The 22,146-nt window shown below is 35.9% G+C and carries 13 protein-coding genes; 4 read left to right on the plus strand and 9 right to left on the minus strand.

Features of this window, described 5'->3' with window-relative positions; genetic code table 11:
• Positions 1 to 117: 117 nt before the first annotated feature.
• The gene (locus tag BOQ62_RS03195; protein WP_228413633.1) at positions 118 to 2,748 is read right to left on the minus strand and encodes a T9SS-dependent M36 family metallopeptidase; all 2,631 of its coding nucleotides are present in this window, start codon (positions 2,746 to 2,748) and stop codon (positions 118 to 120) included.
• Between the two features lie 406 nt (positions 2,749 to 3,154).
• Positions 3,155 to 4,945 (minus strand): 30S ribosomal protein S1, encoded by a 1,791-nt coding sequence (gene rpsA, locus BOQ62_RS03200; protein WP_047095475.1) that lies wholly within the window; start codon positions 4,943 to 4,945, stop codon positions 3,155 to 3,157.
• Positions 4,946 to 5,492: 547 nt separating this feature from the next.
• Here rpsA and BOQ62_RS03205 point away from each other — a divergent pair.
• On the plus strand, positions 5,493 to 6,800 hold the full coding sequence (locus tag BOQ62_RS03205; RefSeq protein WP_129037048.1) for a DEAD/DEAH box helicase: 1,308 nt from the start codon (positions 5,493 to 5,495) through the stop codon (positions 6,798 to 6,800).
• A 176-nt stretch (positions 6,801 to 6,976) separates the two neighbouring features.
• On the opposite strand, the gene BOQ62_RS03210 is transcribed toward BOQ62_RS03205, so the two are convergent.
• Positions 6,977 to 7,870 carry an SMP-30/gluconolactonase/LRE family protein gene (locus BOQ62_RS03210; RefSeq protein ID WP_129037050.1) on the minus strand — a complete coding sequence of 298 codons (894 nt, stop codon included), beginning with the start codon at positions 7,868 to 7,870 and terminating at the stop codon, positions 6,977 to 6,979.
• Positions 7,871 to 8,122: 252 nt separating this feature from the next.
• On the opposite strand from BOQ62_RS03210, the gene ccoG reads away from it, so the two are divergent.
• The gene (ccoG, locus tag BOQ62_RS03215) at positions 8,123 to 9,565 is read left to right on the plus strand and encodes a cytochrome c oxidase accessory protein CcoG (RefSeq protein ID WP_129037052.1); all 1,443 of its coding nucleotides are present in this window, start codon (positions 8,123 to 8,125) and stop codon (positions 9,563 to 9,565) included.
• 201 nt (positions 9,566 to 9,766) lie between these two features.
• Here the strand turns inward: ccoG and BOQ62_RS03220 are convergent, their stop codons facing one another.
• The 3 genes from BOQ62_RS03220 to BOQ62_RS03230 all read right to left on the minus strand — a co-directional run bounded on the left by BOQ62_RS03220 (position 9,767) and on the right by BOQ62_RS03230 (position 13,424).
• Positions 9,767 to 10,648 carry an AraC family transcriptional regulator gene (locus BOQ62_RS03220; protein WP_129037054.1) on the minus strand — a complete coding sequence of 294 codons (882 nt, stop codon included), beginning with the start codon at positions 10,646 to 10,648 and terminating at the stop codon, positions 9,767 to 9,769.
• Between the two features lie 95 nt (positions 10,649 to 10,743).
• On the minus strand, positions 10,744 to 12,867 hold the full coding sequence (locus tag BOQ62_RS03225) for a reprolysin-like metallopeptidase (RefSeq protein ID WP_129037056.1): 2,124 nt from the start codon (positions 12,865 to 12,867) through the stop codon (positions 10,744 to 10,746).
• Positions 12,834 to 13,424: a hypothetical protein gene (locus BOQ62_RS03230; RefSeq protein ID WP_129037057.1), complete on the minus strand. Its 591-nt coding sequence runs from the start codon at positions 13,422 to 13,424 to the stop codon at positions 12,834 to 12,836. The genes BOQ62_RS03225 and BOQ62_RS03230 overlap by 34 nt, the downstream gene beginning before the upstream one ends.
• A 184-nt stretch (positions 13,425 to 13,608) precedes the next feature.
• Between BOQ62_RS03230 and BOQ62_RS03235 the strand changes: the two genes are divergently transcribed.
• Complete coding sequence (locus BOQ62_RS03235) at positions 13,609 to 13,953, plus strand: MerR family transcriptional regulator (protein WP_105683719.1); 345 nt, start codon at positions 13,609 to 13,611, stop codon at positions 13,951 to 13,953.
• A 528-nt stretch (positions 13,954 to 14,481) separates the two neighbouring features.
• The gene (locus tag BOQ62_RS03240) at positions 14,482 to 14,886 is read left to right on the plus strand and encodes a helix-turn-helix domain-containing protein (RefSeq protein WP_129037059.1); all 405 of its coding nucleotides are present in this window, start codon (positions 14,482 to 14,484) and stop codon (positions 14,884 to 14,886) included.
• Between the two features lie 224 nt (positions 14,887 to 15,110).
• Here BOQ62_RS03240 and BOQ62_RS03245 read toward each other — a convergent pair whose 3' ends face one another.
• The 3 genes from BOQ62_RS03245 to BOQ62_RS03255 are packed head-to-tail and all read right to left on the minus strand — an operon-like array spanning position 15,111 to position 22,139.
• Positions 15,111 to 15,407, minus strand: coding sequence for a hypothetical protein (locus tag BOQ62_RS03245; RefSeq protein WP_129037061.1), 297 nt, complete (start codon positions 15,405 to 15,407; stop codon positions 15,111 to 15,113).
• Entirely contained in the window at positions 15,394 to 18,933 is a 3,540-nt protein-coding gene (locus BOQ62_RS03250; protein WP_129037063.1) for a DUF6443 domain-containing protein, read from the minus strand. Before BOQ62_RS03250 ends, BOQ62_RS03245 begins: the two co-directional genes overlap by 14 nt.
• 5 nt (positions 18,934 to 18,938) lie before the next feature.
• The gene (locus tag BOQ62_RS03255; protein ID WP_129037065.1) at positions 18,939 to 22,139 is read right to left on the minus strand and encodes a hypothetical protein; all 3,201 of its coding nucleotides are present in this window, start codon (positions 22,137 to 22,139) and stop codon (positions 18,939 to 18,941) included.
• Positions 22,140 to 22,146 lie beyond the last annotated feature (7 nt).

Raw genomic sequence — 22,146 nt, forward strand, 5'->3', positions numbered from 1 at the left:
TTAACAGCCTGCAAAGGTACAATATATAAATTAAACCTTTCTGATGTGTTAGGTTAATAGATAAATAAAATCGCCACAAGCAAGCTTGTGGCGATTTTAATATTGATTATAAGTAAATTATTTTTTAACCATTACTTTTGAAGAAGCTTCGAAACCAAGTCCTTTGATTTTAACCATATAAGTTCCGTTTACCAAATTACTTGTAGAGATTGCTTTTTTAGCATCCGGTGAAACTTTATCTTCAGAAGAAACCAGTTTTCCAGACATATCATACAGTTCTACGCTTACTTTTCCTAAAGTATTGCTTGGGAATTTAATATAGAATTCATCTTTAGCCGGATTCGGATAGATAGAAACATCCTTGTTTTTATTAGCATTTACTTCATTAGTACTTAATAATGCACATTCTTCTGGTACATTGAAATCCTGAACCTGATCATTAATGTTATTCTTAACTCCTGCAGAAGCATTTAGTCCTAAACCTCTTCTTGCAAAAACTCCCCAGATCATACATTTATCCTGTCCTTGTGTAGTTGCTAATTCAGCAGCTAATATTGCATTTCTTCCGTCAATAAAGCTAGGGTTACATCCTTGAAGCTTCAGAGCGTCTGTTACTAATTGTAATACTTTCGTGCTGCCGTTAGGCGTTGGAGATAAAACATCTGAAGAATATCCATATTTTTCAACATATTTCCAGTGAAGATCCCACAGCATTGTTGCCCATACAAAACCAATAGAATGTACATCAGGAACTATTGCCGTTCCGTTGTTGTATTCCATTCCGTTGGTATTTCCGTATGTAAATCCGTTAACAGAAAGGTTTGTTGAATATTTTGCAGGTCTGATACCAGCACCTGTAATCGCCTGACCCAATGCATAAGTCCCTGTACCTCTTGCTACAGTAGCATTATCGCCGGCTTTATTTGTAAGCATTAACGCAAAGAAATCAGACCATCCTTCTCCCATTTGCTCTTTGCTTATGCTGGAGCTCAGGCATCCGGATCCTGTACCTGTCATTCTGTTTGATATTCCGTGGCCGTATTCATGTACCACAATACCATTATCAAAGCTTCCGTCCGGCGTCATATTTCCTTTTAGGGTAATATTTACATTGGTGCTGGCTGCAAGCTGAGATTTTATATATTCTCCTTCAGAATTAATAATAAGCACTGAAGGAATTGTAATTGTAGGATCATTACCCGACATGTTACTTAGGGCAGCCCCATTAACTGCATTGTTATAGACAATAGCAGCCTTGGCACCAGCATCCTGAAGGTTTTTTACTTTAACAGCAAAGGAGCATGTTCCTCTTTCAACCAAACCGATTTTTTCCGTCAATGAAGCTGCTGGTAAAGCAGTACATCCGTCTAAAACTGGAGATAATGCCACATCTCCGGTTATTCCATTCATTGGTACAGGCATACCAAACTGAGCCGTTCCTGCTCCCGGTGTACGGGAAACGGCAGCACTTGGCGCATTATAATATATGATTCTACCTATAGATGACCAAAGGTACATCTGCATTCTAGGAGTATACCCATCTGATGGTGAAGAGAAATTAGCATTATTTAATCCGCTTCCATCCTGAGCCTCTGCATATACAGAGTCATCATCTCCTCCTACGGGTCCATTTCCAAAATTATTCTGCTGAAAGTTCTTTGCAGTTTCTGTAAATCCGAACTGATAGAACACATCATGAATTTTGTTGTTCAGATAAAATAAATTGGTGATGGCCGCATTTCTGTTGTTTACAGGAGCTTCGTTGATATCAAAAGGGAAATTAAAGTTTCTTGTAGCTCCTCCTTCTGCCGGAGTTCCGGTAAGATAATTAGGAGCTGTTAAAGCTGTTCCTGCTACATCTTCGTAAGCAAAAACGTTATTTCCTCTTGTAACTGTATAATGATTTACCCCATCAGAATGCCACCCTTCTGGAGAAGCACTCAGAAGCCATGGGTTAGTAAGAATTAATCTTGAACCGAAAGTAGGTGCTTCAATTGGCAATGGAAATACGTTGTAGGATGCATTATCCGGTACAAGCAAAGGAATATTGTTTTGAACCATATTATTTTGAGGTCCTGCTAAGGTATTCTCAAAATGGTCAGCATGGCTATAATCAGCATCTGAACTATAAGCATCATGGTGGAAATTACAAGATACTGTCAGATTGTTTTTTACCAAGATATTTCCGTTGTTTGCATCTACTAGAATATTCCAGTAGTTTGGAGATTTTGGCTCCATTAAAGTATATTCATATGCCAAACGAAGATTTCCATTCTCATCATTAGTATATACCAGTCTTTGATTGGCTGACGTAGCTTTTTTCTGGGTCTTTTCAAGATAGCCAAGAACTGTAAAATTGGCAATATCAGGATTCTTCAGATCTTCAGCAATCTTTTGAAGCGCCACATTTTTATCAATAACAGCTGTACCCGATGTAGATGCAGTATAGTCTTTTACAAAATTATCTGTGTAATAAACAATCTTATTATCCTTAATCAATGCTGTTCCTACAGAACTGTATATTGGCAAGCCATTATAGGTCTGTAAAAATTTGACAACATTACCATTCAGTGATTTTGACGGATCTACATTATCAATAATAATATTGTTAAGATCAGATTTTTTATATTCTCTTATTTTATTTTGAGAAATATAATCTTTAATCAGTTTTTCATTGTCTTGTCCAAATAATACTGTAGGAAATGCAGAAAACACTGCAAACAAAAGAGGTAGAGCTTTATTTTTCATATCCATTATTAAAGCCGCTAATCTACAAATAATCCATAAATTATTATTATATTTTTTAATCAAAATTTAAAAATAATTTAATACGAATAAAATAACAAAATTAAATTGACTTTACATATTTCTCAATCAAGAGAACATCATAATAGATTTACCCCTAGCACATTATATTTATCATGCTTTTAGATTTTTTTGATGTAATTATTTTATTGAATACAATCATTAATCAATCAATATTTTTTATCATCTTCGTATATTAATTTTCACTATTCTTTTGAGAATCTTCATTTTTGGCAACTAAAAAACAAGTTTTTCTTCTTTTTCATTTTCCGGATTACATATCTTAATTATATAAGCACAAAAAAAGCCGCTCAAATGAGCGGCTCCTTATTTATAAATGGTTCAAAGATTATTTACCTTCTTCCATTTTTCTTTTCAACTCTGCTAATGCATCGATGTCTCCAAGAGTAGATCTTTCTTCGTTGTTAGAAGAAGAAGTTACGTTTCTAGAAGAAGATTCTTTTACGTTTTTCTTTTCTTCGTCTCTGAAGATACCTGTGTGAGATACTACTACTCTCTTGAATTCTTTGTTGAATTCGATTACTTTGAATTGAGCATCTTCACCTTTTTTGATTTTAGATCCATCTTCTTTCTCTAATAATCTTGAAGGGCAGAATGCTTCTACTTCAGCATCTTCGAATTGAACAGAAGCTCCTTTATCGTGAACTTCTACAGCTTTACCAGCGTGGATAGTTCCTTCAGCATATTTAGTTTCGAATTTATCCCATGGGTTTTCAGTCAATTGCTTGTGACCTAGAGATAATCTTCTAGCTTGGATATCTAATTCAAGAACTACAACGTCTAATTTATCACCTACTGCGCAGAACTCAGATGGGTGCTTGATTTTCTTAGTCCAAGAAAGATCAGAGATGTAGATTAACCCGTCGATACCTTCTTCTAACTCTACGAATACACCAAAGTTAGTGAAGTTTCTTACAGTTCCTACATGCTGAGATCCTACCGGATACTTAGCTTCGATGTTTTCCCATGGATCTTTAGACAATTGCTTGATACCAAGAGAAATTTTTCTTTCTTCTCTATCTAAAGTTAATACTTCAGCTTCTACTTCATCACCTACTTTTACGAAATCTCCAGCAGATCTTAAGTGAGTAGACCAAGACATTTCAGAAACGTGGATTAATCCTTCTACACCTGGAGCAATTTCTACGAATGCACCATAGTCAGCAAGAACTACTACTTTTCCTTTTACTTTGTCACCTACTTTCAAGTCAGCAGAAAGAGCATCCCAAGGATGAGCTTCTAATTGCTTCATACCTAATTGGATTCTTGTTTTCTCATCATCGAAATCAAGGATTACAACTTTCACAGTTTGTCCGTCCTCTAGGATTTCAGATGGGTGGTTCACTCTAGACCAAGAAAGGTCTGTAATGTGGATCAATCCATCAACACCTCCTAAGTCAATGAATACACCGTAAGAAGTAATATTCTTAACAGTACCTTCAAGAACCTGACCTTTTTCAAGCTGAGCGATGATTTCTTTTTTCTGACCTTCGATATCTGCTTCGATCAATGCTTTGTGAGATACTACTACGTTTTTGAACTCAGGGTTGATTTTCACAACTTTGAACTCCATAGTTTTTCCTACGAACTGATCGTAATCTTTAATTGGCTTAACGTCAATTTGAGAACCTGGTAAGAATGCTTCGATTCCGTGAACGTCAACGATCATACCCCCTTTAGTTCTAGATTTAACAAAACCGTTAACGATTTCTCCAGTTTCGTGAAGTTCGTTTACTTTATCCCAAGCTTTAAGCGTTCTAGCTTTTCTGTGAGATAATTGTAATTGTCCAGTTTTGTCTTCTCTCTTGTCAACCATTACTTCTACCTCGTCACCTACTTTTAGGCCTTGGTTGTAACGGAATTCGTTTAGAGAGATAACACCTTCAGATTTGAAGTTGATGTCTACGATAGCTTCTTTGTCAGTTAATCTTACAACTTTACCAACTAAAACGTCGTTATCGTCTAGGTTGTTTAAAGATCCGTTGTAGATTTCTTCTAAATCGCTTTTTTCTTTTCTCGCATCTGCATCAAGACCTGATTCGAATGAATCCCAATCAAATTGTTCTGGTGCTACGTTTTGGTTTAATAAAACCTCTGCTGAATTTGTCTCTTTTGACATTTTCTAATAAAAATTTGTATTCCTTCTTTTTTAACGGTTTGAATAAATGCGGATTAAAAAATACGGAAGTAATTAATTGTAAGTAATTTACTCTTCAAACCTTTTCGCCACAAAAGTGGGTGCAAAGATATGAATTTTATTTAAGATAAGCAATAGATTTCAGCACGCTAATATTTAACTTATATATTTAAAAATCAACATCTTGATTAAAAGAATGCTTCGACTAAGCTCAGCATGACATTCTAATACCAACTGTTTTAAATTTAGAATGAGCAATATCCGCTATCATGCTGAGCATAAACTGAAAGTTTACGGACTTAGTTCACGAAGCATCAATAAGTAGAAGACAATATGAGATTCTTCATTTCGCTACGCTTCATTCAGAATGACAGCAACGCAGAATTAAAGAAGAACAATACTGTAATCTTTTCCTCTCAAACTCTCCTACTCTAAAACGCTACCCCTCCAGAACCCTAAAACCCTCCCATCCTAAAACTCTCAAACCCTCAAACTCATTCCACCCACCTAAATTCACTACCTTTGCACCATGGAATTAGAATCAATCTATCAAAAGCTGCAGATTCAGGATATGAATCAGATGCAGAAATCTGCTTACAAGGCGTCTGAAAACAATACAGACATTGTTTTACTCTCCCCTACAGGATCTGGAAAGACTCTTGCCTTTTTATTTCCGGTTCTTAGGAATCTTAAAAAAAATGTTCAGGGAGTTCAAGCATTAATATTGGTTCCTGCCAGAGAACTGGCTTTACAGATTGAACAGGTTTTTAAAGCCATGGGAACAGATTTCAAGGTATCTGTATGTTATGGCGGACATGATAAAAAAATCGAGGTTAATAATTTAATTGAAGCTCCTGCTGTACTCATCGGAACTCCGGGAAGAGTTGTTTATCATTTACGAAATAACAATTTCGATCCGAAAACAATTAAAACCTTAGTTCTTGATGAATTTGATAAAGCGCTGGAACTCGGTTTTCAGGATGATATGGAATTTATTTCTAATTCTTTAAAAGGACTTTCTCAAAGAATTTTAACGTCTGCTACAGCCATGGATGAAATTCCGGCTTTTACAGGTTTAAAAGATGAAAAAGTAATCAGTTTCCTTAAAGAAAATGACATAAAACCAGATCTTCAACTGAGAAAGGTAATGACTATTCCTGAAGAAAAACTGGATACTCTTTTCAATCTGGTTTGTAAAATCGGAAACAAAAGAACTTTAATTTTCTGTAACCACCGTGAGGCTGTAGATCGTATTTCCGAACTTCTTAATCAGATGGGAATCGACAGAGAAACCTTCCACGGCGGGATGGAACAGGATGAAAGAGAACGTGCCCTGCTTAAGTTCAGAAATGATTCTGCAAGAATTCTTATTACAACAGATCTTGCTGCCCGCGGACTTGATATTCCTGAAGTAGAATCTATCGTGCATTACCAGCTTCCGCCAAAAGAAGATGCTTTCATCCACAGAAACGGACGTACAGCAAGAATGAACGCCAAAGGTTTTGTCTACCTGATTATGACTGAGGAAGAAAACTTCCCGTTCATTAAAAACAATACACCGGAAGAGAGTGTTGCCGGATTCACTAAAGTTCCGCAAAAAACACCTTTCCAGACGGTTTATATCAGTGCTGGGAAAAAGGATAAAGTGAATAAAGTAGATATTGTAGGATATCTGTTAAAGAAAGGAGAACTGCAAAAAGAAGATGTAGGAATTATTGAAGTAAAAGACACTACATCCTATGTTGCGGTTTCCAGAAATAAAGTGAACGCTCTTTTAAGAAAACTTCAGAACGAAAAACTGAAAGGAAAGAAAGTGAAAATGGAGGTTGCCTATTAAGAATTTCATCAACCACGAAGTCACAAATCAATTGTAGTACGTGTGAAAATTCCCCTCCTCTGGAGGGGTGGCGAAAATTCAAAGAATTTTTGACGGGGTGGTTTCATCAACATAACATAAAAGAGCTTCGAAATTATAAAATTTCGAAGCTCTTTTATTGATATAAATAATTAAGTTTATTTAATCCCCCTCACCCTTGTAGGAAAAGTATACACAGATTTTGAAGCTGTAATGAAAAGCACATTATTATTTTCCCCACCGAAAGCAACATTGGATGTCCACTTTTCAGGGATAGAAATATGGTAAATTTTCTTTCCCAAACGATTAAAAACATGCACTCCGTCTCCTGTTAAATAAAGATTTCCATGCTTATCCAGTTCCATTCCGTCTGAACCCATTTCGCAGAATAACTTTTTCTCAGACAGTTTCCCATCACCCAATATATCATATACATAGGTTTTTCCGGCATCAATATCAGAAATATATAATTTCTTTAATTTTTCACTTCCTACAATTCCGTTAGGCTGAGTGAACGTATCAAGCTTACTAACTTTCCCTGTTTTATCTCTGTAATAAAGGCTTTTGTGCTGAATTTCCTGTTTAAAACCAATCCAGTAATCTCTTTCATATAAAGGATCTGTAAAATACATTCCTCCGGTTTCGTCATTCCAGACATCGTTTGGCCCATTCAGTCTTTTCCCTTCAAAACCTTTAAGCAATACCTCTACTTTCTTATCCTTTGAAATTTTCCAGATCTCTCCCTGATCATCGGAACAGGTAATCAAATACCCGTCTTTGTCGAAATGTGTACCGTTTGCCCTTCCTGTTTTATCTAAAAACTCTATTACTTTGTTGCTTTTCCAGTCCCAATAATAAATCTTATCATTAGGCTGATCTGTAAAGTAAACATTTCCTTCTTGATCTGCTGATGGTCCTTCTGTGAAACTGAATTTGTCGGAAACCATTTCCGGTTGTACACCTTCATAAAACATTTTACTATAATTTACTGATTGACAGTTTATCAATGCGAAAACCAAACCAATCATACTTATTTTAAAGATATTCTTCATACTTCATTTTTAAAACTGCAATTTACAATATGAAACATAGGTTTCAAAATATTTTCTCATTTTGATACAATAAAAATAACAAACACTAAATGTCCTAATTGTACTATTTTTGAAGTAGATCATATTAGTACTAAAAGGATATAATACGGAGCTTTGCAGTACAGGATCCACATATTTTTTTCATGGAAAAATGTGAAAAAGAAAATAAATCCTGATGAAAATTGTACCAAAATACTTTTATAGCATACAACAATGAGCGCAGAGTCCAACAATATTAAATCTTTGGAAATTGAAAATGAAGATTTCAGAAATTCAGTGGGAACGATGGATGAAACTGGAAAAAGGAAATGGATTTTCCCGAGAAAGCCCAAAGGAAAGTATACCAATTACAGAAATTACACCAGCTATCTTCTCCTTGTTTTATTTTTCGGATTGCCTTTTGTAACGATTAATAACAATCCTTTTCTCCTCATTAATGTTATCGATGGGAGGTTCTTTATCGTTGGACAGCCATTTTACCTGCAAGACTTTTTCATTCTTGCTTTAGGAGCAGTAACGTCTGTTATTTTTGTGATGCTGTTTACCGTAGTTTTCGGAAGGATATTCTGTGGCTGGCTGTGCCCCCAAACCCTTTTTATGGAAATGGTTTTCCGAAAAATAGAATACTGGATTGAAGGGGACAGAAACAAACAAATGAAACTCGACAGACAGGAATGGGATGCAGAGAAAATCCGAAAAAGAGTGACGAAATGGTCTGTTTTCCTTTTAATTTCACTGACTATTTCCCACTTCATGTTCATGTATATTGTAGGCTATAAAGAGGTTTTCCGTATTATGGCTGAAGGCCCTGAAAAAAACTCACTGAAGTTTACCGGTATGATATTCTTTACCATGACCTTTTATTTTGTTTTTGCCTGGCTTCGTGAGCAGGTTTGTACGCTGGTCTGTCCATACGGAAGACTTCAGGGTGTACTGATCGACAAGCAGACCATTAATGTATATTATGATTTTAAAAGAGGAGAAGGCCGTGCAAAATGGAGAAACAATGAAGATAGAAAAGCTGTAGGAAAAGGAGACTGCATCGATTGTAACCAATGTGTGGTAGTATGCCCTACAGGAATTGATATCAGAAACGGACAGCAGCTGGAATGTGTAAACTGTACAGCATGTATTGACGCTTGTGATGAAGTGATGGACAAGGTAGGCTTACCTAAAGGGTTAGTTCGATATGCTACGGAAGCTGAGATTGAAAATCAGGACAAATTCCGGTTTACTCCAAGGATGAAAGCCACAACCGCTATTCTGGCCTTACTTATAGGATTCCTTGGATTCTTAATGTACGATCGTGGTTCTATGGAAGCAAAATTCATCAAACCGGCAGGTTCTACCTTTTTCGTTAAAGACGGAAAAATCACCAATACTTTTATTTATACTCTTCTGAATAAATCGAATGAGAAGAAAAACCTTACCATCAAAGTGATCACTCCTACCCATGCTGAAATTACCTATTTTGGTTCTGAAAAAATCATCTTGAAAGGAGACCAGATCCTGAAAGGAAACATCAATATTTCTTTCCCTGAAGAGGAGATTAAATTCTCAAAACAAAATATGGTCATTGGAGTTTTTGACGAAAAAGGAACATTGGTAGATTCATTTGAAACCACTTTTGAAGGACCATTTAAGTTAGCTTTGTAGGTGGCAGATGGTAGATGGCAGGTAGCAGCTAATAGGTTGCAGGGATTAGGAAAAGTAGTTGAGATTTCCCTAATTCCCCTCCTCCGGAGGGGTGGCAAAAATTCACAGAATTTTTGACGGGGTGGTTTACAACAATCTCTCACCCAAACTTTAAACTTTAAACTTTAAACTTTGAACCTTAAACTTTGAACTTTGAACTCATTAAGCCTTATATTTCCTCATAAACTGAGTAGGAGTCATTCCGGAGCTTTTCCGGAATACTCTTACAAAGTAGGAATATTCTTCATATCCTAAACGGAAAGCAATTTCCACAAGGCTTTCATCCAGGTACATCAACATTCTTTTGGCTTCCAGCACTACTCTTTCTGTAATGACATCGGTAGCTGTTTTCTGAACAACCGTCTGTACGATTCTATTTAAATGTTTAGATGAAATCCCCATTAAAGAAGAATAATAGGTAATTGATTTCTGTTCTGCAAAATACTGTTCAATCAAATTTTCAAACTCCTGATAATGTTTAAAATAAGAAAGCCCAGCAGCAGAATCCATGGTATCAAAGTCTCTTGAAAATAGCCGGGTGGCATTGATAAAAATCCGGGACATTAATGATAAAATCAAACCTTCTTTCATGATATCTTTAGCTTGATGTTCCTTTCCCAACTCTTGAAATAAAACAACATTTTTCTCCAGTTCCGAACTATCCAGTTGAAGTTTTCTTGGAAAAGATACAGATCCGAAAAAAGGAAAATTTCTCAGTTTCTGATTCACATAATGCATTTCATAAAATTCTTGCGAACAAAAGAAAATATAGCCTTCTATATCTTCGGAAAGTTCCCAGCTGTGGATCTGTCCCGGTGACAAAAAGAAAAAGCTGCCTTCAGAAACATCATATTTCTGAAAATCAATCTCGTGTACTCCTGTTCCTTTGGTAAAAAGAACCGCAGCATAGAAATCATGCCTGTGAGGTTTTTCAATATGACGATGTCCTACTACCAAATGGTTTTTCATGGTATTAAAATAGAAATCTGAAGTATTTTTACCCGCCTGGAAAAGATTGATATGAAGAACTGAGATCGGATTCATCACTTATATTTATATAGATCGTAAGGATTCACAAATTTAAACAAAAAAAGGACCGGTATAGACCGATCCTCTTTATCTGTTACAATGAATTGTTGCTATTTAATGACAAGCTTGCTGTTGTAAACTCCTTTTGAAGAATTGATGCTGATCACATATACTCCTTTAGAAACATTTACATTAAACTCTTTGGTGTTATTTCCTTCACTTTTATACGCTGAAGAATAAACCAGTCTTCCGCTAGCATCAAACATATTCACTTTTACATCTCCTTTTATATTTTGAGATTTAATAAAGAAATTCCCATCACTTGGGTTTGGATAAATCTTAATATCATCTGCCAATGGAGAATTGGATTCTTTAATTCCTAATGACTGTGTCTGGCGGGTACATACCTGAAGTGTCCATCCATTGATGGTTCCGGTATCTCCTGTATAATTATCTGAAGCAAATAATTTCCATTGTCCCTGTGCAGGGTGTCCTACGAAAATACCCAATGATTCATTGGATTTGGCTTCCCCTTGAATAGGAGTAGCACAAACAACTGCGTTTCCTGTATCACTGAACGTAGCTGTTATATTATCCTGAGAACCACACTGTCTGTGCCAGATAAGAGCAGATGTTCCCAAAGGACCTTCTATTCCTAATGAAACATCACTTACATAGGTATGAGTAACGGAAGGCGTTACTTTAATTTTTGTAATAATCCCAGGATTGTTAACCGTCATAGGCGCTGAAACCATAGGTGAAGCAATGGCAGCAGTTCCTCCAGGGCCATCCGTAATAGGAACAGCAGGACCTCCATAAGTATAGGTAGTACAGTTTTCTCCTTCTACACTATAATCAATCACGAAACTAGGGCTTACTGCATAATAGATATTTCCTACAGCTTCTACCATAATATAGGCATTCGTAGCAGTAGATCCTGCCGGAATTGCAACCTGCTCGCTTCCATCGTTAGGAGTATTGGCTGCAATAGTAGTAAATGTCTGTCCTCCGTCTGTAGATAATTTAATATTTACATTCGCTGTACTTACAGGTGCTTGTGTAGTATTGGCTACATCCCATGTCACATTAACTGTTGATCCTGAACTTGCAGACTGGCCAAATGCAGGAGCAGTCACTTTAAACGGTCCGGAAGCATTATTTACCGTGATCATCATGGCATCCTTACTGGTTTGAGGAGCTGTAATACTGTTGTTTCTTACAGTCAGTGCGAAATTAAGGTTTCTTCCTACTCCTGAAACCGTTTCCCACTTAGTAGTAAGAACTCCAGCCAATACTTTATTGAAATCCGGGAAATATCTTACCGGAGTGCTTACCGGGCTTATAGATCTGAATGTTGGACCCGTTGGTTTGTTCAGATAAGGAATAGAATTATTTCCTGTTTGAGCCGAACCTGAATCCATCTGTTCCCAGGTATAGGTATAAGGTGCTGTATTGACATCTGTAGAAGTTCCTTTAAGGACAAATGCGGTAGATTTTGGAATAACATAATCTGCACCTGCATTGATGGATGGCGCCGGATCTGCAAAAGGAGTATTGGCACCACAGGCAACACTGTTTATGTTTGTTTTAATTTCCTGTACACTGAATCCATGGAAATAATCATTGGAATTGAATTGTACATCATAGTTACTTGTAATTCCGGTATAAGCCATAATAGTAGAACCACTACCCGGCTCCACTAATGACGCCAGATTACCAGATGCTGTACTGTAACTGAATGTGTGGTTAGCTCCTAACTGATGCCCCATTTCGTGGGCTACATAATCGATGTCAAAATTATCTCCTTCCGGATAATTGCTGGCTGTCCATCCCATTGCTTTCGTGGCATCATCGCAGATATCACCTGGTGCATACCCGTTACCGTCTTCACGGTCAAAAATATGTCCCATATCATAGTTAGCTGCCCCAATTAAGTTGGTAATGGCATTCTGTCCGGCCTGATTTTGTTCTCCAGAGGCTGTGTAAGGATAACCAGGTGCAGATGAACTCACATAGATTACGGCATCATTATTCGCTACCAGATTAAAATGAAGGGAAAGATCTTTCTCAAAAACACCGTTCAGACGGGTCAGTGTTGTATTCATGGCTGCTAAAACAACAGCCTTCTTTTGTGCATCTGTTGCTCCGGAAGGTGTTCCCGCTGCCGTAAGATGATACTGTGCATATTCATTGGTACAGGTTATGGCCAGTCTGAAAACATTAAACCCTGCCATTTTTTATTGGCAGCATTGTTTTTTTTTTCGGAATTTTTGACCTCAGATGTATTGGGTGTAAGACATTCAAAAGGTTCTTTGTCCTGCCCTCTTCTTGCATTGGAATCAAAAACAGCGTATACAGATCTGTCTTCAGTGTATGGTTCGATAAATTCAGAGATTCCTGATCTTGTTGTCATAGATGAAAAACCAACCGGTGAAAGACTGAATCTTACATATACAGAAGGATCTTCCAATCCTGCTCCTACATACGATCTGATATCCGGAAATTTAGCTTGTAATTCAGGAGCCATATTGGAATATTCCCACACTTGAAATTTTTCAAGCTTTCCATTGGCAGAAGGAAGGGAAATAACCACTCCTTTTTCACTTGAAAAACGCACAGGAGCATTTTTCAATGATTGTTTAAGCTGGTCAGCATTTAACGCATACAGCCCGGAAAATTCTAATTTTTCCTGTGATTTTTTAACTTTCTGAGCCCTGACCTCAGTTCTTGTCCACTGTGAAAACCCTAAAAAAGGAATCATCAGTGAGAAAATAAAGAAATAATGTTTCATATCATAATAGTTTGGGTTGAATGTGACTAAGATATTAAAAAATCAGATTTATTTTTAATTTTTTCTCACTTCTTCATGAATAAAATACATTCCTCTTTTGAAATGAAAGTCATACAGCACTTTTTACAATATATTTGGCTACAACTTTAAAAAATTTTTATCTTTGAAGTTTAGGAGTTGTAAAATGAAAATAAATTTACCTGATAAACTGTATTATTCTATAGGAGAAGTAGCCAAAGCATTCGATGTAAACACTTCATTAATACGCTACTGGGAACAGGAATTCCCAATTATCAAACCTAAAAAGAACAGAAAAGGCAACCGATATTTCACTCCTGAAGATATCAAAAACCTTCAGATGATCTACCATCTGGTAAAGGAAAAAGGATATACTCTGGACGGAGCCCGTATCGCTTTGACTACCAACAGTAAAATTTCTGAAACGATTACCCTCATTGACCGCCTGGAATTTGTAAAAGCCGAACTCATTAAGCTAAAAGAGTCTTTAGGAGAAAGAGATGGTGAATAGTTTCTTTGAAAATATAAAAACCTCCGCTGCAATGAATTGCAGCGGAGGTTTTATTTAAAGTCTATGAGAAAACACAATCAATAGTTACTTTCACAACATACTCTACCCCCTTGGGTAAGGGGGGATATCCGGTTATATAAGGAGCTAAAGGGAGTTCTATAACAGTCTCTAGCTACTTTGATTAAGGCGAGAGGTACTTATACAAATAGCGAGAGACAGTTGACTAAGTGGCTAAAGGTACTTATGAACTGTCGAGAGACACTTTATGAAGTGGTTGGAGAGGTTTGTTATATTGTCTGGAGGGACTTTCCAGTTGGCTGGAGGCGGTTTACGAAATCGTCACAGCAAATTAATGAGCGCCTGCAGACACTTACTAGAGTGGCGGAAAGCACTTCCGAACCTGTTGAAGACAGTTTATAAAGTAGTTCCCGACACTTTAATAAGTATAACAGGAATATTTTACCTGATATTTTTTAACCTTTACTTTACAGAATGTATTATCTTTGAATCTTCACAAATTGATTAAGAATGGACTATAAAATACATCAGGGAAGAAATGTAAAACGTTTTAGAGAAATGCTGGGAATAAAGCAGGAAGCATTAGCTCATGATTTAGGCGATGACTGGAACCAAAAAAAGATTTCTTTACTTGAACAAAAAGAAACCATCGAAAACCAACTGCTAGAAAAAATATCCGAAGTATTGAAAATTCCTGTAGAAGCTTTTCAAAATTTTGATGAGGAACAGGCTGTGAATATAATTGCTAATACGTTTGGAGAACATGGTATTGGATATCAGAGAAATGATAATCCTATCTTCAATCCAATTGAGCAAGTAATAAAACTCCACGAAGAAAAAATTGCGTTGTATGAACGTATGCTGAAAGAAAAGGATGAAATGATGAGCAGACTGGAAAAGTTGCTTGAAAAATAAAAGATAAAAGATAAAAACCACTGCTGGAGCAGTGGCTTTGTTTTATTTGTGGACACGAGCGAGACTCTCGTGCCAGCAGGGGATAGTGAAACAATAAAAAGTCAACTATTAAAATTGGCTTTATTTACTTAAATCTTTACACCTACATGGTGGTGGAGCACCTTTAAAATTAGTACTATCAAAATGTAAATAACTTTTCTTATTATTTCTTTCAATTAATAATGTTAAACTGCCTTTTTTTTAGAAACATAATCTCCTAACTCAATTTTGTCTTTCCATTGATCAAGCATAGGTAAACAAATTTTACCAAAATTCATATAAGTGTTCATATGATTTAAGGAATCAGCAACTTCTCCTAAATATTTTTGTTTTTGCATTTCAATAGGAGAAAATTCAGAGACAAAAGAATCTGTTTCTGATTTAAAAAGATCAGATAATCCTTTTTCATAATTAAAATAAATAAATAAAATTAAGAATCCAATCAAAGAAATGAAAAATAAAGGTTTATTATTTTTTAACATTTATATTAATTTTAGATGGGTTAGTTCCAAATAACTTTGTTGTACCATATTGGTATGATAGTCCCAAACCAATTGGATTTGTTCCTATACCAAAAGTTGTATATCCTTTAGCCCCATTATTATTTAATCCAAAATTACTAGGCTTCATATCTCTAAGTTGAAACTTCCCATCATAGTCAGTTCCCCCATAGGAAGCGTTTATAAAAGGTATTCCGCCCGAATACCCCATACCATTTCCTGCAAAGTCTTCAACTTTAAAATGATGACCAGCGGCAGGAGTAACACTATACATACTTAAAGACGGCCCTACATCATAACCTACTCCGTAATTTATGTTAAAATAAAAAGAACTTCCATTAGTATTATCTGCCGAAACATAACCTAATGCAGCAGACCACCCTTGTCCTACTATACTACTATATCTAAATTCAACTCCCATTCCTCCTGATCCTGCTAATTGTAAATTATTAACCGTTGCTAGCATCTGGCTATCAGGGTTAACCCCAACCTGGGTTCCTGCTCCAGTTGTAAAAGACTCTGTCATTACATTTCCGCTAGAATCAGTTGCCACACCAGAAGCATCTAAAGTATATTGATAATTTTGATTACCCTTACTATCTGTTCCTGTTATTGTTAAAGCATCATTATATTCTTGAGCTCCAGTATATTTTTTATCCTTAGCATCTTGTAATGAATGAACATCTTTATCATATGTCCAAGATGTTTTCCCATCAACAACTGACTTAATCCATCCAGTACCTTCTCTTCCATCTGGGTCTATAAAACTTAAAGGGTTATTAAATGCATAATTATAAGGACTATACCTAGTCATCTTCTCCGCTAATGGATCTACTACTCCCCATCTTCCAAGATCAGGCATATAAAATCTCGCTCCATAATCATACATTCCCGTCTCCTGAAGTTCCTTGCCGTTGTACTTGTAATTATAGCTAGGATTTCCTACGGAAGGATTAGAGATTCCATGTTTCAATCCAAATGGATAATAATTACTTTCTTCAATGATCTCTGTGCCTGCTCCATTCTTAGCATAGCTTAATCTGACATTTCCTAAATGGTCAGTATAATTGTAAATATACTTATTATTTTCAAAGTTAAAATAACCTTCTGAAGTAGAAACAAATTTTAATGAAGGAGGTAACGGCAGACTGGTTTCTCCTGTTTCTCTATTATCATACTGAAAGCCATCTAAATAATTGGTCTCAATATTACCTAAGAACGGAGTGTATTTTTTAGCAACTTTTACCCCATCTGCTCTATAAATGTATTGAATATTTTTTGATATAATACCTTTCTTCCCTGCAGAAATAGTAACAGAATAAGGCAGATTCAGATAATTATACTTTATTTCACTGATGTCTTTATCCTTGTGATTAATCATATTGCCATTATCATCATAGGAGATTTCATTACCTCCTACAGGATATCCTGTGTTATTAAGGTAGGCATCTGATACTTTAGTAAGCTTATTCCCTGTGTAAGTATACACCAGATTATCAATCGCTAAAGCGGTAGCGCTCCCTGAAAGAGCTTCCTGAGTCCTTACCAGATTCAGAATATTTCCATTTACATCATAAGCCAGAAGCTCATTATATTCTTTCCCGGAAGGGTTGGTATCTTTTTGATAGAAACCTGCGGTAAGCCTGTTCAGGGTATCATATACATAACCGTATCTTCTCAGATTACTATTGGAATCTGTGGACGTTTTCCAATCAACCTCTGCTATATTTCCGTTGTATTTAGGTTGTACCTTGTAGTTGGAATAATCTGTATTGGGAACTTCCAGACCTTCTACTTTGTTGTATTTTATTTCATAACCAAAAAGGCTTGCTCCTAAGTTTTTAGGATCATTAATTTTGGTCATCCATCCACGGATGTTATAGGCATAACTGATATTCTGTAATGGGCTGGCAAGCGTTCCTCCCACTTTTTTACTTGTAAGCTGCGAAAGTTCATTATAGTTATTTTGGGCAAGAATTTCTACAGGGTTACTATCCACCTGATGTTTATGAACCAGCAACCTGTTTTGATTATCATATTCAAAAGTTTCTGTAATGACTCTTTCCGCGTCTGAATTTAACCGCTTATGTCTGGTAATCGTTTGTTGTGGCAATCCTGCAAAATCAAGTTTGGATTCTGTATGGGTATACCCTCCTAAATAATTGATCGAATGGCTTCCAATGGCTCTTCCTTTCTGATCATAGTAGGTATAGTTCTTTGTCCAGTTATCATCTTCTATATTCTTTACAAAGCTCATTACGGGAAGCCCTTTTGTACTTCTTCCATCAGCTGTAGGAGTTTCTGTCAATAAAGGTTCTCCCTGAATACTTGTAGGAAATGAAGGATTAAAACTATACCCAGGATAGTTATCATAGTAATTAACAGACAGAATATTTTCAGGGATAAAATAGACAGCGGTATAATAGATATTGATTCCATTTCTGAAAAATCCCGTAGAATGGCGTGCATCATAAATAACCAAATCTTTAATCTGGTCCTGGATCGTATTTCTGGCATCTGTTGAACTGAATGTTCCGGTATAGGCTACTCTTCCAAACTGATCATATTTGGTCATCAGCCATTTACCCAATCCTCTCATATTAGCATCCTGGGTAAGCATCAACCTATCGGTTTTATCATATACCATAAATTCCCAGCCTTTACCAGGAAGCTTTTTTTCTACTAACCTGCCTCTTCCATCATAGCGATACTGATAACATAATGTATCAAGTAAATCATCCGTGAGAGGCTTATGAACAGCCAAAGGAGGAATTACAAAAGCCAGCTGGTCATATTCATTGTAAACATAATATGTATCTATATGTTCTGCAGAACTCTTCACTTTTCTCACCAATACAACCTGACCTCTTCCGTTTTTAAATTCTATCGTTTCATTGCCATCTTCATCTTTTACTGAATTTTTATAGAGCTGGTTAGGCGCATAGATCGTGGCTGAGGAGAGTTCCGGTTTACTTTTTGTGGCTCCATCTACCCAAGTAGTGGTGGTAATGTACTGATATACCTCATTAAATCCGTTGGCGTCATATTCAAATTTAACAGGTTTAGTGCTCCAATCAGTACCTACCTGAATTTGCTGCTGAATCCTGTCTAAAGGTGAGTTTTCCAGAATCTTCTCAGAATAGATTTTCTCTGTACCATAAGGGGTACTGCTTACATTACTCAAAGGATCCGGGGTAAGGGCTCCGTTCAGCGTTCCGCCTTGAGGAATAGGAAGATATTCCTGAACCTGCCTTCCGAACTGGTCATATTTTATTGGTGTAACCACATCTTTTCCTAATGGAGATGCTTTTACGTTAACAATTTGTTTTGGCCTTCCAAGTCCATCAAAATACTGAACAGTTTCTGATGATTTTGTAGCCGTCGTTCCGTTATAATCCAGATAGGTTTTGGTCTGAACATAATTTTCCGTATTAGGAAGCGGGGAAAGCTGGGCGTACGTTATATTAGATAGAAGCAATACTCCTATTGGTATTATTATTTTTTTCATCGGTGTTAGTTTTTATAGTTGTATTTCATCTCCTTCAACACTTTTCCGTCCATATTGATCACTTTTTCAAGTCGGCCTGCAGAATCATAGATATAGTTTTCTCTGATTCCGGATGGTGGTGTGATGCTGCGAACTCCAATCAAAAGGTCGTACGTGTAGGTGGTGATTTGGTAGTTTGGTAAACTGTTTTTAAAGTTTTTTAAAGCATCTAAAAGTGCTGTTTCATCATTATTGGCTCCTGCCTGCGCATCTGTATCCGAAGTGGAAACGATTGCTGAAGCTAAGCTTGATACCTGAGCATACGTTGCGCCTTCTATTTTGGCAATCGGCTGGGTATTATTATAGCCCCAAATAATCGCTAATGGAACTCCGTCTTTGGTGGTATATTGTTGTAGATTGCCTTTGCTGTCATACAAATCGTACGTTACCTCGGTCGATGGAGTGTTTTGTAAATCATACGACTTCACAGATAGCGGTAATACCAAACCAGATGATTTCGTATTGGCTTCCGATTGGTTGACAGGATAGATAGTTTCTGTTTTTCCTAATGTTTTTGTAACTACTCCAATGGTTTGCGCTGTGCTGGTTTCCAAAGGAATGCCTATCATGTTTTTATCAATCATGAGCTGGTTGCCTTTTTCGTGGGCGTAGCTGTATGATGTCTTTTGTATTGAACCATCGGAAAAATCAACGGCAAGTGAAGTTGGATTAAGATGTCTATAGAGATTATCATACGTATAATTAGAAATTTCTTCCTTGCTTTGATTACCAAAATAACGTGTTGTTTTCTGAGATTTAAGCTTCACCCAAGATGAGTTTATTGAATACCTTTCATAATTGAATGCAGCTTTATAATAAGGAAATGTTGTTGGGGCGTCATACGTAATACTGATAAGGCTCAAAACATAAGGCTGAACCGTAAGCTCGGGAGTTGAACTTACATAATCACTGGACTGTTCATTTAATTTGTAATCAAAATCATAGCCAAAATCCTGTTTCTCTAACAATCTATTTGATGAATCATAAAACTCTTTTTTATTGATAATCCCCCTTGCATATTGATTATTTGCATAAGATAAAAATGAAACTCCTTCGTTGTTGAAATTAGAGGAAGGATAATTGGTAAAATAATCAATTGTTTTATATTTTTCTGCAGTCTGGCCGTTTTCTATTTCTGTAACAACCCTATTATAAGCAATAGGTTTTCCGTTGATTGTTGCGATGTTAAAGTTACCCGAGTTACTAATGATTAACCTTGAACACGAATTTCCATTCACTCCAAAAGGACTTGCTGTAACATAATAGTAATGTATTTTATCTCCGAAATATTCTCCTGATGTTCTATTATTTTCAGATAGATATTTATAATTCTGGATAAGTGTATTACTGTTGCCTGACTCTTTTTTTATGACTCTTTTTATTCTGATTCCTCCTATATTTTTATCATAATCTTTTAATTCATTTTCAATGTTGAACCATTCGAGATAAAGATTAGCATATTCTGAATTAGGAATATTGCTTGATTTTCTGATTCTTACCTTATAACCTGATTGGGCAGGGAGTAAAAAATCATAGCTTCCTGTTATCAGAAATGTTTTTACCACGATATTATTTGAGTTCAAAATCTCACCAATAAAATGAGCTCCTACGGGTAAACTTCCTGAGCCGTCATCACTTGGGTTCACGGTGGAATTAAACTCAACTTTGAAATTAATCTGATTTAATGTGGTTTGAGTATTCATCGTTTGAATGGCATCCGAATTTTGAACAAACAGCTCATTTCTATTTATCTTCTTTTCGTACCCATTAAAATGATAACTATCATTTTCATATTCAAACTCCATAATGCCTCCTGTAGGGTATTTCATTTTTTTAAGCAATCCCTGTTTAGCAAAATTAATATTAGGCTCCTTATTATCTCCTAAACCATAAATCTGGTTGGCATACTCAACATATTCAATTCCTGTATTTGAATTTTGTCCGTTATAGAAACCCAAGTAATCTGTCGCATTTGAAAAACGATTAGCAAGAGGACTGTCTTCATTGTATTCGAATTGATATTTTTTATTTTCAAGAGTTTCTACTACTTCATTCAATTTTAGTCTTTTCATCAATGATGCGGTCTGATTAGAATAATTAAGCACATCAATTTGCTCAGTAGAAGTAAAATAGCTTTGATTAAACAGGTAATTTTGAATTACTCTTTGATTTTTATCCTTAATTTTTATATTACTTATCTTTTTCCCGTTAAGAATATCTTCTCTGTTATCATAATTAAAATCTATCTCACCATCAGGAAAAATTATTTTTTTTAAAATAAATTCTTTTAAAACATCTGAATAGGTAGCGTACTGAGAATATTCATTCTGTGCCGAATCTCCACTGGTTGACTGACACCCCTGTACGGGATATGAAAAAATTTTTGTGTAATTACTTAGATATCCATAAGAAATCGGTTCATATTCAAAAGAAATTACTTTTCCAGAAGGATAAACAATACTCTGTATAATGTAATCTGTGACTTGGATACTCTCAGGTGAAGATACACTTCCTCCCATATTGCGAACAGAATTTCCTGCTATAAAATTGTATACAACTCCTTTGTCATCCGTAATCTTAAAAATATTTTCAATTTTTACTTTTTGATATGGAATTTGAATGATTTTTCCTGTATGGTCATAATGAAACTCTCCCGAAATTCCATTTACAGAATAAGAAAATATATCAGGCTGTGTATCTCTTTTTGTGCTCGTTCTATCTAATGAGCCATTACTTTCATTAAATCCCGTTATCATAGCAGCCAAAGCATAATCATTGGATTGCATATCATTAGGAGTAAAACTTCCTTCTGCCATTGGGATATTAGGTATCCAGCCTCTGTCTTCCTCGCCAAATATCTGCTTGGACAAAGATGTATTTCCGATGGATAATGACCATCCTAGACCTACTTTAGAGGCAATTTCTTTTACTTTTACTCCTGAAGCATGGTAATTTATTGTGATGGGAAAAATCTCTTTATCAACTTTGATATTATAAATAGGAATATTGGTGGTTGAAATCCCTGTATAAGTTGATGATGGCATATCCGTATGCTTGGAAATTTGAGCAGCATCGGGAGATTTTAAACTAATATCAAATTTTTTATCCTGAGCTAATGAAGTGTAATAAGCGCCAATAGCCAGAAGAAATAATATTTTTCTTTTCATAATTTGT

This window comes from Chryseobacterium sp. CH21 (assembly GCF_004119445.1).
Taxonomy (GTDB): Bacteria; Bacteroidota; Bacteroidia; order Flavobacteriales; family Weeksellaceae; genus Chryseobacterium.